The following is a 16,047-nucleotide window of genomic DNA, read 5'->3' as shown; positions in this document are numbered from 1 at the left end:
GCCCCGGCCGAACATGATCCGTGCACGCCGGTGAGCGGAGCCGGAAACGCGAAAGAGCCCCAACTCACGGGTATCCACCCGGAGTTGGAGCTCTTTCTCAATATTTGTTCGGCGGTGTCCTACTCTCCCACAGGGTCCCCCCTGCAGTACCATCGGCGCTGAAAGGCTTAGCTTCCGGGTTCGGAATGTAACCGGGCGTTTCCCTCACGCTATGACCACCGAAACACTATGAAACAGAACGCCACACCACCCGAAAAAATCCGGGCGGGGCTGTTCGTGGTTTCAGAACCAACACAGTGGACGCGAGCCTCTATGGACAAGCCCTCGGCCTATTAGTACCGGTCACCTCCACACGTTACCGTGCTTCCAGATCCGGCCTATCAACCCAGTCGTCTACTGGGAGCCTTACCCCATCAAGTGGGTGGGAGTCCTCATCTCGAAGCAGGCTTCCCGCTTAGATGCTTTCAGCGGTTATCCCTCCCGAACGTAGCCAACCAGCCATGCCCTTGGCAGAACAACTGGCACACCAGAGGTTCGTCCGTCCCGGTCCTCTCGTACTAGGGACAGCCCTTCTCAAGACTCCTACGCGCACAGCGGATAGGGACCGAACTGTCTCACGACGTTCTAAACCCAGCTCGCGTACCGCTTTAATGGGCGAACAGCCCAACCCTTGGGACCGACTCCAGCCCCAGGATGCGACGAGCCGACATCGAGGTGCCAAACCATCCCGTCGATATGGACTCTTGGGGAAGATCAGCCTGTTATCCCCGGGGTACCTTTTATCCGTTGAGCGACGGCGCTTCCACAAGCCACCGCCGGATCACTAGTCCCGACTTTCGTCCCTGCTCGACCCGTCGGTCTCACAGTCAAGCTCCCTTGTGCACTTACACTCAACACCTGATTGCCAACCAGGCTGAGGGAACCTTTGGGCGCCTCCGTTACCCTTTAGGAGGCAACCGCCCCAGTTAAACTACCCATCAGACACTGTCCCCGATCCGGATCACGGACCCGGGTTAGACATCCAGCACGACCAGACTGGTATTTCAACGACGACTCCACCTGAACTGGCGTCCAAGCTTCAAAGTCTCCCAGCTATCCTACACAAGCCGAACCGAACACCAATATCAAACTGTAGTAAAGGTCCCGGGGTCTTTCCGTCCTGCTGCGCGAAACGAGCATCTTTACTCGTAGTGCAATTTCACCGGGCCTATGGTTGAGACAGTCGAGAAGTCGTTACGCCATTCGTGCAGGTCGGAACTTACCCGACAAGGAATTTCGCTACCTTAGGATGGTTATAGTTACCACCGCCGTTTACTGGCGCTTAAGTTCTCAGCTTCGCCCACCCGAAAGTGAGCTAACCGGTCCCCTTAACGTTCCAGCACCGGGCAGGCGTCAGTCCGTATACATCGCCTTACGGCTTCGCACGGACCTGTGTTTTTAGTAAACAGTCGCTTCTCGCTGGTCTCTGCGGCCACCCCCAGCTCGAGCAGCAAGTGCTCTCACCAAGCGTGGCCCCCCTTCTCCCGAAGTTACGGGGGCATTTTGCCGAGTTCCTTAACCATAGTTCACCCGAACGCCTCGGTATTCTCTACCAGACCACCTGAGTCGGTTTAGGGTACGGGCCGCCATGAAACTCGCTAGAGGCTTTTCTCGACAGCATAGGATCATCCACTTCACCACAATCGGCTCGGCATCAGGTCTCAGCCACACATACGACGGATTTACCTATCGCACGGCCTACACCCTTACCCCGGGACAACCACCGCCCGGGATGGACTACCTTCCTGCGTCACCCCATCACTCACCTACTACCACCTTGGGCCGGCGGCTCCACCACTCCCCTTTGCCCGAAGGCTCCGGGGCGGCTTCACGGCCTTAGCATTAATGGGCTCGATGTTTGACGCTTCACAGCGGGTACCGGAATATCAACCGGTTATCCATCGACTACGCCTGTCGGCCTCGCCTTAGGTCCCGACTTACCCTGGGCAGATCAGCTTGACCCAGGAACCCTTAGTCAATCGGCGCACACGTTTCCCACGTGTGAATCGCTACTCATGCCTGCATTCTCACTCGTCAACCGTCCACAACTACCTTCCGGTGCTGCTTCACCCGGCAGACGACGCTCCCCTACCCATCACAACACCCGTTAGGGCTATATGCTGCAATGACACGACTTCGGCGGTACGCTTGAGCCCCGCTACATTGTCGGCGCGGAATCACTAGACCAGTGAGCTATTACGCACTCTTTCAAGGGTGGCTGCTTCTAAGCCAACCTCCTGGTTGTCTGTGCGACTCCACATCCTTTCCCACTTAGCGTACGCTTAGGGGCCTTAGTCGATGCTCTGGGCTGTTTCCCTCTCGACCATGGAGCTTATCCCCCACAGTCTCACTGCCGCGCTCTCACTTACCGGCATTCGGAGTTTGGCTAAGGTCAGTAACCCGGTAGGGCCCATCGCCTATCCAGTGCTCTACCTCCGGCAAGAAACACACGACGCTGCACCTAAATGCATTTCGGGGAGAACCAGCTATCACGGAGTTTGATTGGCCTTTCACCCCTAACCACAGGTCATCCCCCAGGTTTTCAACCCTGGTGGGTTCGGTCCTCCACGAAGTCTTACCTCCGCTTCAACCTGCCCATGGCTAGATCACTCCGCTTCGGGTCTTGAGCGTGCTACTCCAACGCCCTATTCGGACTCGCTTTCGCTACGGCTACCCCACACGGGTTAACCTCGCAACACACCGCAAACTCGCAGGCTCATTCTTCAAAAGGCACGCAGTCACACCAAAGTGCTCCCACGGCTTGTAGGCACACGGTTTCAGGTACTATTTCACTCCCCTCCCGGGGTACTTTTCACCATTCCCTCACGGTACTATCCGCTATCGGTCACCAGGGAATATTTAGGCTTAGCGGGTGGTCCCGCCAGATTCACACGGGATTTCTCGGGCCCCGTGCTACTTGGGTATCTTCCAAACGAGCCGCTGACGTTTCGACTACGGGGGTCTTACCCTCTACGCCGGACCTTTCGCATGTCCTTCGTCTACATCAACGGTTTCTGACTCGTCCCACGGCCGGCAGACCGCAGAAGAAAGAACCCACAACCCCGCATACGCAACCCCTGCCGGGTCTCACACGTATACGGTTTGGCCTCATCCGGTTTCGCTCGCCACTACTCCCGGAATCACGGTTGTTTTCTCTTCCTGAGGGTACTGAGATGTTTCACTTCCCCTCGTTCCCTCCACACTGCCTATGAGTTCAGCAGCGGGTGACAGCCCATGACGACTGCCGGGTTTCCCCATTCGGAAACCCCCGGATCAAAGCCTGGTTGACGACTCCCCGGGGACTATCGCGGCCTCCCACGTCCTTCATCGGTTCCTGGTGCCAAGGCATCCACCGTGCGCCCTTAAAAACTTGGCCACAGATGCTCGCGTCCACTGTGCAGTTCTCAAACAACGACCAACCACCCATCACCCCGGACCAAAATCCGAGTTCACTGGGGTCGGCGCCGAAGGACGAGCAACGCTCGCACCCTCAGACACCCAACAGCGTGCCCGACACACCCGCCCCTTCATCACCCGTTCCACGCCGAAGCAGTACTAGGAAGAGAAGCAGACCAAGTGTGCCGAATAGTCAACGTTCCACCCATGAGCAACCAGCATCGAACGTTCGCCGATGTACTGGCCTCTGACCAACCGAAGTCGGTGAGAAGTGCTCCTTAGAAAGGAGGTGATCCAGCCGCACCTTCCGGTACGGCTACCTTGTTACGACTTCGTCCCAATCGCCAGTCCCACCTTCGACAGCTCCCTCCCCGAGGGGTTGGGCCACCGGCTTCGGGTGTTACCGACTTTCGTGACGTGACGGGCGGTGTGTACAAGGCCCGGGAACGTATTCACCGCAGCAATGCTGATCTGCGATTACTAGCGACTCCGACTTCATGGGGTCGAGTTGCAGACCCCAATCCGAACTGAGACCGGCTTTTTGAGATTCGCTCCACCTCACGGTATCGCAGCTCATTGTACCGGCCATTGTAGCACGTGTGCAGCCCAAGACATAAGGGGCATGATGACTTGACGTCGTCCCCACCTTCCTCCGAGTTGACCCCGGCGGTCTCCCGTGAGTCCCCAGCACCACAAGGGCCTGCTGGCAACACGGGACAAGGGTTGCGCTCGTTGCGGGACTTAACCCAACATCTCACGACACGAGCTGACGACAGCCATGCACCACCTGTACACCGACCACAAGGGGGCACCCATCTCTGGATGTTTCCGGTGTATGTCAAGCCTTGGTAAGGTTCTTCGCGTTGCGTCGAATTAAGCCACATGCTCCGCCGCTTGTGCGGGCCCCCGTCAATTCCTTTGAGTTTTAGCCTTGCGGCCGTACTCCCCAGGCGGGGCACTTAATGCGTTAGCTGCGGCACCGACGACGTGGAATGTCGCCAACACCTAGTGCCCACCGTTTACGGCGTGGACTACCAGGGTATCTAATCCTGTTCGCTCCCCACGCTTTCGCTCCTCAGCGTCAGTAATGGCCCAGAGATCCGCCTTCGCCACCGGTGTTCCTCCTGATATCTGCGCATTTCACCGCTACACCAGGAATTCCGATCTCCCCTACCACACTCTAGCCTGCCCGTATCGACTGCAGACCCGGAGTTAAGCCCCGGGCTTTCACAATCGACGCGACAAGCCGCCTACGAGCTCTTTACGCCCAATAATTCCGGACAACGCTTGCGCCCTACGTATTACCGCGGCTGCTGGCACGTAGTTAGCCGGCGCTTCTTCTGCAGGTACCGTCACTCTCGCTTCTTCCCTGCTGAAAGAGGTTTACAACCCGAAGGCCGTCATCCCTCACGCGGCGTCGCTGCATCAGGCTTGCGCCCATTGTGCAATATTCCCCACTGCTGCCTCCCGTAGGAGTCTGGGCCGTGTCTCAGTCCCAGTGTGGCCGGTCGCCCTCTCAGGCCGGCTACCCGTCGTCGCCTTGGTGAGCCGTTACCTCACCAACAAGCTGATAGGCCGCGGGCTCATCCTGCACCGCCGGAGCTTTCCAACCTCCCAGATGCCCGGGAGGCTCGTATCCGGTATTAGACCCCGTTTCCAGGGCTTGTCCCAGAGTGCAGGGCAGATTGCCCACGTGTTACTCACCCGTTCGCCACTAATCCACCCCGAAGGGCTTCATCGTTCGACTTGCATGTGTTAAGCACGCCGCCAGCGTTCGTCCTGAGCCAGGATCAAACTCTCCGTGAATGTTTACCGGATATCCGGTCGAACACCACGAGAGCGGGACCAGGAGGAGGAATAATCCCCCCGGTCCACAGCGTCCTCGCTGTGTTATTTCAAAGGAACCTCGCCCCAGCACATGCTGGAGACGGGGTATCAACATATCTGGCGTTGACTTTTGGCACGCTGTTGAGTTCTCAAGGAACGGACGCTTCCTTCGTACTCACCCTCTCGGGCTTTCCTCCGGGCGCTTCCCTTCGTGTTTCCGACTCTATCAGACCATTTCGCGATCCGATTTCCTCGGTGCTTTCCGGCCTTTCGGCCTTCCGGCGTTGTCGACTCTATCAGATCCCTCAGTTCCCTTCGGACCTGACTCCCAGTCAACCGGGTTTGTCCTTGCGGCTGTTGGGCCCTTCGGACTTCCCAAACCTTAGCGGATCTCTCCGGCGATTCCCAATCGAGTGGATCTCGAGCGGTTCTGCGCCGGCACACGCCGAAGAAATCGAATTCGGGCACGCCGAAATCAATCCCATCGGGAGATCGTGCTGAGTGGTTTGGCTGCCGCTGTCGCGGCGGGAGTCGCTGCCAGAAAACCGTTACGGCCTCGTGGCAACTCGGAGAACTTTACGGATCTGGGGTTGGACTGTCAAGCCTGCCCAGGGCCACGGAGCGCCAAACCTCCGCTTGCGTCAATCAAGGTCGCTGAGACGTCCCCCGGCGTCCGGCTGGGCGTCCTCCACGCGGCGCAACAGCCGGGTCAGCACCTCACCGAGGACCGAGCGCTCCTCGGGGGAGAGGTCCTGGAGGAGGTCCTCCTCGAAGCGGGAGGCCAGGCGCATCGCCTCCAGCCACTTCTCGCGCCCCTCGGAGGTCAGCTCCACGATCACCCGGACGCGGTTGGCCTCGTCGCGCTCACGGGTGACGAGGCCCTCGCTCACCATGCGGTCGATGCGGTGGGTCATGGCGGCCGGCGTCAGGCCGAGCCGCTTGGCGAGGTCGCTCGGGCCCATGCGATACGGGGCGCCGGACAGGACCAGCGCCTTCAGCACCTCCCACTCGGCGTTGCTGATGCCGAGTTCCGCCGTCTGCCGGCCGTAGGCGACGTTCATACGGCGGTTGAGCCGGGACAGCGCGGAGACGATCTTCTCCACCTGCGGGTCCAGACCCTGGAATTCGCGCTGGTAGGCGGCGATCTGTTCGTCGAGGGTCGGCTCACTGCCGCCGGGGGTGTCGCCCATGGCCGCAGTATGGCACGCACTCGCTTGGCATTGAAGTCCTTCACAGTGTAATGTTGAATCTGTCAACTTTAGCTTCTAAGTCTTCAGGGTTAACTGTTTCAGAGGTGAGACCTGCTGGTCGTGCACTCGGGCGGACCCTCCTTCTCAAGGCAGGTGAACGTGACCATGGCGATGGGCGCAGCGATGCGCCGGATCCACGTAGGCAACGCACTCAGCGCGTTCGGCCTCGGCTTCACCGTCCCGTATCTGTACGTGTACGTGGCCCAGGTGCGGGACCTCGGTGCCGCGACGGCGGGTCTCGTGCTCGCCGTGTTCGCCGTGGCCGCCCTTGTCGTGCTGCCCTTCGCCGGGCGGGCCATCGTCCGGCGCGGCCCCCTTCCGGTGCTGCTCACCGCCCTGGTCGTCGCCGCGGTCGGTGCCCTGAGCCTGGGCCTGGCCGGCACCGCCGTGCGCGTACTGGTCTCGGCGGCGCTGCTCGGGGCGGGGCAGGCCGTGATGCAGCCCGCGCTGGCCACGATGATCGTGGACTCCTCGACCGCGCAGACGCGGTCGCGTGCCTTCGCCATGCAGTTCTTCCTGCAGAACCTGGGGCTCGGTGTCGGTGGTCTGATCGGGGGGCACCTCGTCGACACCTCGAGCGCCGCCTCCTTCACCCTGCTGTTCGCCGTCGAGGCCGCGATCTTCCTGCTGCTCGTGGTGATCATGGCCACGGTCCGGATCCCGCATCTGCCGCAGGCGGAGACCGGCGCACCGCGGGGCGGCCGGTCGAGCTGGAAGCAGTTGCTGGGCAACCGCGCCATGGTGCAGCTGTGTGTACTCGGCTTCGTGCTGTTCTTCGCCTGCTACGGCCAGTTCGAGTCCGGACTGAGTGCGTACGGCGTCGAGGCGGCGGGAGTCTCCACGTCCGCGCTGGGTACGGCGCTGGCGGCCAACACGATGATGATCGTCGTGGCGCAGTTCGCCGTGCTCAAGTTCGTCGAGCGGCGGCGGCGGTCACGGGTGATCGCGGCCGTCGGACTCATCTGGGCCGTCGCCTGGGCCATCGCGGGCTACGCGGGTCTCGGACACGGCAGCCAGGCCATGGCGACCGGCGCCTTCGTCTCGACGTACGCGCTCTTCGGGCTGGGCGAGGCCATGCTGTCGCCGACGCTCGCCCCGCTGGTCGCGGATCTCGCGCCGTCGGGCCTGGCAGGCCAGTACAACTCGGCGTTCGCCCTGGTCAAGCAGCTTGCGCTGGCGGTGGGCCCGGCGGTGGGAGGTCCACTGGCCGCGTCGCTGCCGGCGCCGTACGTCATGACGTTCCTGCTGTTCTCGCTGGGCATCACGTTCCTGGCGATCCGGCTCGGGCGCAGCCTCACCCCTGCGCAGAACCAGCCGTCGAGGAGCCGGGTGGTGGCCCAGGGGGCACCGGATCGCACGGACGGTCTGGAGGTCAGCCCGTCCTGCGCCTGACGACGGGCCGCTGAAGCCGGCCGGGGTGCGAGGGCCCGACCACACAGTGGCCCGCACCCCTGGACGGCCCCGCTCGGCGGTCAGCCGGCTCCCCGGGGCAGCGCGAACTCGCACCACACCGCCTTGCCGCCGCCCGGTGTCCGGCGCGAGCCCCAGTTCGAGGCGATCGTCGCCACGATCGCGATGCCCCGTCCCGCCTCGTCCGCCGGCTCCGCACGACGGCGGCGGGGCAGATGGTCGTCGCCGTCCGTCACTTCGATGATCAGCCGGCGGTCCGTGCGCCGGAGGCGCAACCTCATCGGCGGGATCCCGTGCTGAAGGGAGTTCGCGACGAGTTCGCTCGCGGCCAGTACGCCGAGGTCGTGCAGATCCGTCGGGAACCGCCAGCTCGTCAGCACACCCGAGGCGAACGCACGCGCGCGCGGGGCCGCCTCGACGCCCCCGAGCAGGTCCAGTGCGGCGTTGCGGAACAGATCGCCGTCCGGCCCCGGTCTCGCCGGGTGCTGAAGGACCAGGAGCGCCACGTCGTCGTCGTGACCCGCGGTGACGCCGGCCGAGCGCAGCAGGCGGTCACAGATCACCTGCGGCGTGCCCGTGGCCCCCGCGAGTGCGCTCTCGAGCGCCGCGATGCCCTCGTCGAGGTCCGCGTCCCGGCGCTCGACCAGGCCGTCCGTGTACAGGACGGCCGTGGCGCCCGGTCCCAGCGGTACCGAGCCGGACGCGTGCATCCAGCCGCCGGTGCCGAGCGGCGGGCCGGTGGGTTCGTCGGCGCGCAGCACCACTCCGCTCTCGTCGCGGACGAGGATCGGCAGGTGACCCGCCGACGCATAGACCAGACGTCCCTCGTTCGGGTCGTGGATGGCGTACACACACGTCGCGATCTGGTTGGGGTCGATCTCCTGGGCCAGACCGTCGAGCAGCTGGAGCACCTCGTGCGGGGGCAGGTCGAGACGGGCGTACGCCCGTACGGCCGTGCGCAGTTGGCCCATCACCGCGGCCGCACGGACGCCCCTGCCCATCACATCGCCGATCACCAGCGCGGTGCGGCCGCCGCCGAGCGTGATCACGTCGTACCAGTCGCCTCCGACCGCCGCCTCCGTGCCGCCCGGCTGGTAGGTGGCGGCGATGCGCAGGTCGTCGGGCTCCTCCAGTTCCTGCGGCAGCAGGGAGCGCTGGAGGGTCACCGCGGTCCGGCGCTGCTCGCGCTCGCTGGCCCGCAGCCGTTCGGCGGCCTCGGCATGGTCGGTGACGTCGGCGGCGAAGACGAGCACGCCCCTCGCCCTGTCGCCGGGCACGTCCACCGGAGTGCACGTGAACGTGTACGAACGGCCGCTCGGCGCCCTGCGGGACTTGACCGTGCGCGGCTTGGAGCTGCGCAGCACCTGGTCCAGCAGCGGGAGCAGGCCGAGTTCGTCCAGCTCGGGCAGCGCCTCGCGCGCCGGTTCACCGACGGGGCGCACGCCGAAGGCCGCCACATAGGCGTCGTTCACATAGGCGATGCGGTGCTCGGGGCCGTGCACGAGGGCGACGAGGGCGGGGATGCGGTCGAGGACCTCGCGGGCCGGCAGCTCGTCGACGGCGGGCACGCTCGATGGGTCGTCGGTGAGCCGCTCGGCGCGGGCCACGGGCACGGAGCCGTCACCCAGCCGATCCGGGGAGAGCGTGTGCTCGGTCCGCGCTGCGGCGCGGCGCTGCGTTCCGGGGAGCCGGGCGCTCCAGCGCGTGAAGTTCACCGATTCCTTGCCTCGTCGTTGTCGTCTCCGGCCGGCTCCGGTTCCGGTCGGGGTCCGGTCCGGAGGCCTGCCCCGGGGGTACGGCCCAGTTGGGGGAAGCCTGGTGGATGCGCCCGGGCGAGGGTCGGCCCGCCCACGGTCGTGGACCAGTCTCCCCGACCGGGCCGACATCCGTCAGACGTCGGCCCTTTCGGCGGGGTTCCTGGATCCGGTCAGGACGACCCCTTCGGGTACCCAGGAGGCTTTCCACCGGCCGCAAGTTCGAACTCCGCGCGGGGGTGTTCGAGTGAACCGAGAGAGACGATCTCCCTCTTGAAGAGCCCGGCCAGGGTCCATTCGGCCAGCACACGCGCCTTGCGGTTGAAGGTGGGCACCCTGCTGAGGTGGTACACGCGATGCATGAACCACGCAGGGTACCCCTTCAGCTTGCGCCCGTAGACGTGTGCGACGCCTTTGTGCAGCCCCAGGGAGGCGACCGAGCCCACGTATTTGTGCGCGTACGTCTCCAGCGCCTGGTCGCGCAGCGAGCGCACGATGTTGTCGCCGAGCACCCGTGCCTGACGCACCGCGTGCTGGGCGTTGGGCGCTGTCTCCCGGCCCGGTTCGGCGGCGGTGACGTCCGGGACGGCCGCCGCGTCGCCCGCGGCCCAGGCGTGCCGGACGCCGTCCACGGTCAGCTCCGGGGTGCACTTCAGGCGACCGCGGCCGTTCAGCGGAAGGTCCGTCGCGGCGAGCACCGGGTGCGGTTTCACTCCGGCGGTCCACACGACCGTGCGCGCGGGGAAGCGCGCGCCGTCGGAGAGGACGGCGACCCTGTCGGCGCACGACTCGAGCCGGGTCTTCAGGCGTACGTCGATGTTGCGCCGGCGCAGTTCACTGACCGTGTAGCGGCCCATCTCCTCGCCGACCTCCGGAAGGATGCGGTCGGAGGCCTCCACGAGGATCCACTTCATGTCCTCGGGCTTGACGTTGTGGTAGTAGCGCGCGGCGTAACGGGCCATGTCCTCGAGTTCGCCGAGCGCTTCCACGCCGGCGAATCCGCCCCCCACGAAGACGAAGGTGAGGGCCGCGTCGCGGATCTCGGGATCGCGGGTGGAGGAGGCGATGTCCATCTGCTCGATGACGTGGTTGCGCAGCCCGATGGCCTCCTCGACCGTCTTGAAGCCGATGCCGTGCTCGGCCAGGCCGGGAATCGGCAGCGTGCGCGCGATGGAGCCCGGGGCGAGGACGAGTTCGTCGTACGACAGCTGCTCCGTCTGCCCGGTCTCCTCGGTGGCGAGCGTGTCGAGGGTGGCGGTGCGCTTGGCGTGGTCGATGGAGGTGACCTCGCCGACGACCACCCGGCAGCCGTCCAGGACGCGCCGCAGCGGGACGACCACATGGCGCGGCGAGATGGCGCCGGCGGCCGCCTCCGGCAGGAAGGGCTGGTACGTCATGTACGGATCGGGCGAGACCACCACGATCTCGGCCTCGCGGCGCGCGAGTTCCGCCTTGAGTCTGCGTTGCAGACGCAGGGCCGTGTACAGGCCGACGTAGCCACCGCCGACGATGAGGATGCGCACACACTTCGGGGGGTCGGGGGGCGTCCCCCGATGGGTTGCAGCCGTCACCATCCCATGACGCATCGGACTCCGGAGTTTGTCCACAGCCCCGGCAAATTGTGTGACCGGACGACGGCACGATGCAGAGTTGGCCGAATTCCCGGGCCGCGGGAAAGGACCGCAGGTCAGCCGGTGTGTACGGGGTGACGTTCGAGGGATCAATCAGGACGTAACCGCCCCGTACTCCGATCGGGGGGCGCTCTGTGCGGAACCTGCCCCTTCTGAATTGACTCCTGCTCAACTATGTTCGTGTGTCGACGGGGTGTAAGGGGTTGCGCTCGACCGGCCCGCGACGGGCGGACCTGGTCGCACACGGCGCTGGTTCCGTGCACACCGGCTTCCAATGGCGGGAAGTCTCCGGGGGGAGACGTCATTACCGGGGGATCGCTTATGCACATTCAGGACTCTCATTGGCCGTCCACGTCCGCCGTCGGACCGGCGGGCGCGATGAGCGCGGCCACGGGGAACGGACGCGGGGACGGTGCGCGGTCGACACCGCTGCGCGTGGACGCACAGCGCAACCTGGAACATGTACTGCGGGCGGCGCGCGAGGTCTTCGGCGAGCTGGGCTACGGCGCGCCGATGGAGGACGTGGCGCGCCGTGCCAGGGTCGGCGTCGGCACGGTGTACCGGCGCTTCCCGAGCAAGGACGTCCTCGTACGGCGGATAGCCGAGGAGGAGACCTCCCGGCTGACCGATCAGGCCAGGGCGGCGCTCGGCCAGGAGGACGAGCCGTGGTCGGCGCTCTCGCGCTTCCTGCGGACGTCGGTGGCGTCGGGCGCGGGTCGGCTGCTGCCGCCGCACGTGCTGCGGGTGGGAGTGGCCGAGGACGGTCCCCAGGGACCGGACCCCCTGCCGGTGGACGAGGCGCGGGTGCCGCAGCAGCGCTACCCGTCGGCCACCGAGCTCCGGCTCGTCGACCAGCGGACCGCCGTGGAGCAGGACGACGCAGGTGCGGCGACGCTGCTCGAGGTCGTCGGTCGGCTCGTCGAGCGGGCTCGTGGCGCGGGTGAACTGCGGCCCGACGTCACGGTCTCCGACGTGCTGCTGGTGATCGCCACGGCGGCGCCGTCGCTGCCGGACCCCGCCCAGCAGGCGGCGGCCTCGGGCCGGTTGCTCGACATCCTGCTGGAGGGGCTGCGCTCCCGCCCGGCCTGAGCCGGTCGGCGCTCCGCCCGGGCCCCTGCTCGTCGGCTCTCTCCGGGCGCGGATCCTGTGCGGTCCGCGCCCGGGACACCGACCGCGTATCACCCGTTCCGGTGAGCTGTCCTACGAGCGGCCCGGACGGTGCTCCACGAACGGGGTCACCGGCACGGGTCGTCCCGGGCTCCCAGGACCCGGTTCACCCGCACGTGGACGATGGGGCCGGGCTCAACGGACAGGATGACGCGCGGCCGCCTCCGCCAGGTCCGCCAGTACGTCCTCCGTCGTGAACGCGGAGCCCTTGGCCTGCTCGGCGTCGAAGCGTGCCGGGCCGAGGGCGCCCAGGGCCGCGTCCCGTGTCCGCGCGACCTCCGTGGACTCCGGTGCGGGGCGCACGGACGGACCGCGCCAGCTGTCCGCGGCGGCGAGCAGCCGCACCGCGTCGGCATGCGCGCCCAGGCGACCCAGCACGTTCGCCGCGGTGTCCACGAGTCCCGCCGTCACCGCCTCCGCGCACTGGCTCGACACGGCCTGGCGCAGTGCCTCGGACAGCTTGGGCAGGCCGGACTCCGGTCCGGACTCGGCGATGGTGACAAGCGCGTCGACGCCGTTCAGCGCGGCGACGAACTGCGGGGGCGGGGTGCCGCTCGACGTCTCCACCTGTGCCCGTTCCCACCACGCCCGCGCCGCGGCGGTCTCCCCGTCGTCCAGCGCCATGTGGGCGCGCAGCAGCGACACGTACGCGCGGGCGTCCTGCACTCCGTACCGATCGGCGGCATCGCTCGCCTCGTCCAGCGCCGCCCGCGCGTCCTCCCGTTTCCCCTCGCGGTACGTGATCTCGCCGAGCCGTGCGATGAGGAACGGGGTCTCCGCGTATGCCCCCACCTCGTGGGCGAGCCGCAGCGCCTCCTCGTACTCGCCCTGCGCCTCGGGGAAGGCGCCCCGCCCCATCGCCGCCTCGCCCGCCGCGCTGCACACCTGCGCACGCATCCAGCGGTCGCCCACACGGCGGCTGATCAGGCGGAGTTCGGCGAGGTCGCCGTCCACGTCGTGCAGACCGCCCTGCGAGTCGACGAGGACGTGCGTGCGGAGCATGAGGGTGACGCCGACCTCCCAGTCGTCGCCGTGGCTGCGGCAGTTGGCGAGGGCCGCGTCCATGGCGAGCCGGACGTCGTGCGGTTCGCCCAGGTAGTAGGCGGTCATCGGCCAGATGATGCCGGGCAGCCGGGCCGCGTCCCGGCCTCCCCGTGCGTAGTGCTCGTGCACCAGGGCGACGTATCGCTGCGATCGCTCGTTGCGCATCGAATCCGCCGGCCGCGACTCGGCGAGCAGGAACATGTGCAGGATCCGCAGCTTCATCCGCTGCGCATGGAGAGGGTGCCCGCGCTCGGCGTCCTGGTGGGCGAGGAACGTGTCGACGGGGTCGACCCGCTCGAGTTCCTCGAAGGCGTCGACGGCGGGTCGTCCCGCGGAGGCGGTGCAGGACTCCGCGTCGCCGGTCTCGGCCCGGTGCGGGCCCGCCGTCGGCGCCGGAGCGCCCGGGTCGTGCCCGGCGCGGGCGTCAAGGACCGCTCCGAGGCGCAGCAGGCGGTCCACCCACTCGGCGCCCTCACCACGGAAGTTGCGCAGCCACCAGAACCAGCCCGTCGCGAGGGCGACGGCCCCCGCCTCCTCCTCGGCACCCGCGACGATCGCCCGGTACAGCCCGGTCCTGATGTTGTCGAGCTCGGTCTCCAGCTTCTGGATCCACGGGAGTTGATCGGCGGAGCGCAGCTTCGGCTCGGCCTCCTCGACGAGCGCCCGCACCCATCGGCGGTGCCGGCGCTCCGCCGCCGCACGCAGTTCGGGGACCTCGGCGGCACGCTCGGCGGCGTACTCGTGGATCGTCTCCAGCATGCGGTAGCGCATACCGCCGCCGTCCGCGTCGTACGGGACCGCGACGATCAGGGACTTGTCCACGAGCGCCCCGACGAGGTCGGCGGCGGGCCCGGTGCACACGGCCTCCGCGGCGGCCAGGTCCCAGCCGCCGGCGAAGACGGAGACCTCGCGCAGCACCGTGCGCTCACGCTCGTCGAGCAGATCCCAGGACCAGTCGACGACCGCCCGCAGGGTCTGCTGGCGGGGCAGCACGGTACGGCTGCCGGAGGTGAGAAGCCGGAATCGGTCGTCGAGGCGGTCGGCGATCTGCCGTGGGGTCAGCAACCGGAGCCGGGCCGCGGCCAGTTCGATGGCGAGGGGCAGACCGTCCAGGCGGCGGCAGATCTCGTCGACGGCCTCCGGGTCGCGGGCCGCGGGCACATCGGGGCGCACGGCGGCCGCGCGTTCCATGAAGAGCCGGTGCGCGGGGTCGGGCGGCAGGGGTTCGACCGGGCGGACCGACTCGCCGGGCACGCCGAGGGGCTCGCGGCTGGTGGCGAGGATCGTGAGCCCGGGGCAGTGGGTCAGAAGGGTCTCGGCGAGCTCCGCCGCGGCACCGATCACATGTTCGCAGTTGTCGAGGACGAGGAGTTCGCTGCGAGGTGCGCAGTACTCGATCAGGAGGGCGACCGGATCGTCGTGGGGAACCGCCATCTCGTTGGTGATCAGCGCGGTCTCGCGCAGGCCGAGCGCGCTCACCACCGCGGCCGGCACCGCTTCGGGCCGGTCCAGCGGGGCCAGTTCGGCCAGCCATGCCTGCGGCAGCCCGGCGGCGGCCTCCTCGGCGAGCCGGGTCTTGCCCGAGCCTCCCGGACCGGTGAGGGTGACCAGGCGCGACCTGCGCACGTCGGAGCGGATGGCGTCGAGTTCGGGCTCCCGGCCCACGAAGGAGTTCAGGCGCGGGCGGAGGTTGCCCGTGCGGGCGGCGCGGGAGGCCGCCGGGGCGAGGGCGGGGCGTACGGGCGGCGACGGTACGGGCGCTGAGGGCTCGGGGGACAGCAGCTCGGCGTGCAGCGACCGCAGTTCCGCACCCGGGTCGGCCCCCAGCCCGTCCGCCAGCGCACGACGCACGTCCTCGTACGCGGCGAGCGCGTCGGCTGCACGCCCCGTGGCACGCAGGGCGCGGATGAGGAGGGCGTGCAACGGCTCGTCATAGGGACGGGCCGAGGTCAGTTCCGTCAGCTCGGGTACGACGTCGCCGGCGCGGCCCAGGCGCAGATCGGCCTCGATGCGGGTCCGGTTCGCCGCGAGGCGCAGGGCCTCGGGGCGCGCGGCGGCACCGCGGTCCGGGAGGTCGGTGAGGGCGGGACCGCGCCACAGGGCCAGGGCCTCGCGCAGATCACCGGCGGCCGTCAGGGCGTCGCCCTCGGCGAGGGCCGCGGTGCCGCGCTGCACAAGGTCCTCGAAGAGGAAGAGGTCGACGGTGTCGCGGGCGGCCACGAGGCGGTAGCCGCCCGGCTCGGAGGTGACGGCCTCGCGTCCGACGACCCGGCGGAGCCGTCCGACCAGCGCCTGGAGCGCGGCCGGGGCGTCCAGCGGCGGATCGTCGGCCCACACCTCGTCGATCAGGTCGGAGAGTGTGGCGGTACGGCCGGCGCGCAGGGCGAGCGCGGTGAGCAGGGCGCGCACGCGGGGGCCGCCGAGGGGGAGTGAGGTTCCCCGGTCGTCCTCTGCTTGGGCGACGCCCAGGATCCTGTACCGCATCGGGCCATTCTGGCCGGGGAGGAGCGGTACGGCCACGTGGTTCGG

At 67.3% G+C, this 16,047-nt stretch carries 6 protein-coding genes and 3 rRNA genes; 2 read left to right on the top strand and 7 right to left on the bottom strand.

Annotated features, from left to right (window positions below; all coding sequences use genetic code 11):
- Window positions 1–106: 106 nt before the first annotated feature.
- The 4 genes from rrf to ACSHXN_RS21990 form a co-directional block, all read right to left on the bottom strand.
- Window positions 107–223, bottom strand: a 5S ribosomal RNA gene (gene rrf / locus ACSHXN_RS22005).
- Between the two features lie 89 nt (window positions 224–312).
- A 23S ribosomal RNA gene (locus ACSHXN_RS22000) occupies window positions 313–3,415 on the bottom strand.
- A 302-nt stretch (window positions 3,416–3,717) separates the two neighbouring features.
- Window positions 3,718–5,241 (bottom strand): 16S ribosomal RNA (locus ACSHXN_RS21995).
- Together the 16S, 23S and 5S rRNA genes form the textbook arrangement of a ribosomal RNA operon.
- 662 nt (window positions 5,242–5,903) lie before the next feature.
- Window positions 5,904–6,452 (bottom strand): MarR family winged helix-turn-helix transcriptional regulator, encoded by a 549-nt coding sequence (locus ACSHXN_RS21990; RefSeq protein WP_355135323.1) that lies wholly within the window; start codon window positions 6,450–6,452, stop codon window positions 5,904–5,906.
- A gap of 171 nt (window positions 6,453–6,623) precedes the next feature.
- On the opposite strand from ACSHXN_RS21990, the gene ACSHXN_RS21985 reads away from it, so the two are divergent.
- Window positions 6,624–7,904, top strand: a complete 1,281-nt coding sequence (locus ACSHXN_RS21985) for an MFS transporter (protein WP_356112458.1) — start codon at window positions 6,624–6,626, stop codon at window positions 7,902–7,904.
- Between the two features lie 80 nt (window positions 7,905–7,984).
- Here ACSHXN_RS21985 and ACSHXN_RS21980 read toward each other — a convergent pair whose 3' ends face one another.
- Entirely contained in the window at window positions 7,985–9,637 is a 1,653-nt protein-coding gene (locus ACSHXN_RS21980; protein ID WP_355135321.1) for an ATP-binding SpoIIE family protein phosphatase, read from the bottom strand.
- A gap of 212 nt (window positions 9,638–9,849) precedes the next feature.
- On the bottom strand, window positions 9,850–11,250 hold the full coding sequence (locus ACSHXN_RS21975) for an NAD(P)/FAD-dependent oxidoreductase (protein WP_355135319.1): 1,401 nt from the start codon (window positions 11,248–11,250) through the stop codon (window positions 9,850–9,852).
- A gap of 378 nt (window positions 11,251–11,628) precedes the next feature.
- Here ACSHXN_RS21975 and ACSHXN_RS21970 point away from each other — a divergent pair, with 378 nt between their 5' ends.
- The gene (locus ACSHXN_RS21970; protein WP_355135317.1) at window positions 11,629–12,396 is read left to right on the top strand and encodes a TetR/AcrR family transcriptional regulator; all 768 of its coding nucleotides are present in this window, start codon (window positions 11,629–11,631) and stop codon (window positions 12,394–12,396) included.
- A 213-nt stretch (window positions 12,397–12,609) separates the two neighbouring features.
- Here ACSHXN_RS21970 and ACSHXN_RS21965 read toward each other — a convergent pair whose 3' ends face one another.
- The gene (locus ACSHXN_RS21965; protein WP_438303569.1) at window positions 12,610–16,002 is read right to left on the bottom strand and encodes an ATP-binding protein; all 3,393 of its coding nucleotides are present in this window, start codon (window positions 16,000–16,002) and stop codon (window positions 12,610–12,612) included.
- Window positions 16,003–16,047 lie beyond the last annotated feature (45 nt).

This window comes from Streptomyces sp. HUAS TT11 (genome assembly GCF_051553595.1).
GTDB lineage: Bacteria > Actinomycetota > Actinomycetes > Streptomycetales > Streptomycetaceae > Streptomyces.
This window is presented reverse-complemented; position numbering and strand designations above follow the sequence as displayed.